Genomic DNA, 1,356 nt, shown 5'->3' on the forward strand with positions numbered 1-1,356 from the left:
CCGCCACCGACAGCTTCCTTCGTCAGTCCGGTCGTTGCTTCGCACAGGAACTCGCCATCCATGACGGGAATACGCCAGAAATGCCTGTCGCCGATCTTCTTGGAGATTTGCCAGCCGTCGCCGAAATAACGCAGTGCCGAACCGAGCTTGAGCTCGGCGCTGCCCTGCAGCCCGGCAAAGCAGGCGGAACCCGGCGAGGTCAAAACGCACTGGCCGACACGATTGAGCAGTTGTTTCTGCAATTCGTCCGTTCCCATCGCGAAAATCATGACGCGGCAGCCCGGCCGGCCATCCGGTGTGGCCGATGGCGGCAGGTCGAGATCGATTGCCGCTTCGCAGCCGCAACCGGTCACCGAGGTGGCGAAGCCGGTCATTGTGATCGCCGCCTGGCGAGCCCATTTCCGGCTCGGCGCGGTGATGACGATGGCGGTTGCGCGCATGCCGAAGGCTTCCGCGAAGGTATCGTCGATCGTTACGCCATTGATGCTCATGTTCGGCATGGCACCTCGCCGAATGGCTGTTCGCGCGCAATCGCGGAATCCGGGAAATTAAACCAGTCCAGCGACAGGCCGTAGCGCTGCTGGTGATAGTCCTCGAGCCGTCGCACCATTGCCTTGTCGACAGGCGGCTTGAGCCTCAATGCCTTGCCCCAGCGGTAATGGATGATTTCCCCGTCTTGCACGACGAGATCGCCATCCTTGAAAACATACGCCGCCTCTCCGAGCATTTTGGCGATACTGCGGTCCCTGCGATAGACAGCGACGTCGGCTGTTGCGCCGGCGCCGAGATGGCCTCGATCCGTCAAGCCGAGCAGCTTGGCTGGCGCCGCGCGCGTCATGATGGCGATTTCCTCGAACGTGTATTCGCGGTCGATTGCGGCCAGGGTAGAGAGCACCAGGGCGGATCGTGAAAGTCCGGCGGCCATTTCGGCGCGCGCTTCCCGGCTCATCAGCAGTTCGAACAGCGCCGGATAGGCGGTAAAAGGTGCACCGTTGGGATGATCGGTGGTGAAGAACACACGCCAGGGATCGTCGATCAGGAGAAAAAGCTCGAGCCCGATCGCCCACTGCATCGTGCCGTAGAAGTCCTTGCCATAGCTGTAGGGCACGATGCCGCCGCACGGCTTGCCGAACTGGTCAACGCGACGCCGGAAGTCACCATCGATATCGGCCAGGTGATGTTCGGCCAGACGGTCACGGTCTCCTCCGACGTCATGCGGCAGTTTTCGGCGCGTGGCAGCGCACACCCGAAAAAGACCGTCATTCATGACGGTGACGGCAATGGCGGCGGCATCGTGCCCTACAGCTATGGCAAGGACTTCTACGGCACGATGCAGTGGGCGATCGGGCTCGAGCT

At 61.9% G+C, this 1,356-nt stretch carries 1 protein-coding gene and 2 pseudogenes; 1 reads left to right on the top strand and 2 read right to left on the bottom strand.

All coding sequences use genetic code 11. The features are described from left to right. Both EN994_RS31720 and EN994_RS31725 read right to left on the bottom strand, forming a co-directional pair. Positions 1-500: pseudogene (locus EN994_RS31720) on the bottom strand (formylmethanofuran--tetrahydromethanopterin N-formyltransferase); the annotation flags it as partial. After that, positions 488-1,108: an amidohydrolase family protein gene (locus tag EN994_RS31725; protein WP_245466147.1), complete on the bottom strand. Its 621-nt coding sequence runs from the start codon at positions 1,106-1,108 to the stop codon at positions 488-490. The gene EN994_RS31725 and the pseudogene EN994_RS31720, both read right to left, overlap by 13 nt. 3 nt (positions 1,109-1,111) lie before the next feature. Between EN994_RS31725 and EN994_RS36535 the strand changes: the two are divergent. Next, positions 1,112-1,356, top strand: a pseudogene (locus EN994_RS36535) (formylmethanofuran dehydrogenase subunit A); the annotation flags it as partial.

It is taken from the genome of Mesorhizobium sp. M7A.F.Ca.CA.002.09.1.1, from assembly GCF_003998555.1.
GTDB classification, from domain to species: Bacteria; Pseudomonadota; Alphaproteobacteria; order Rhizobiales; family Rhizobiaceae; genus Mesorhizobium; species Mesorhizobium ciceri.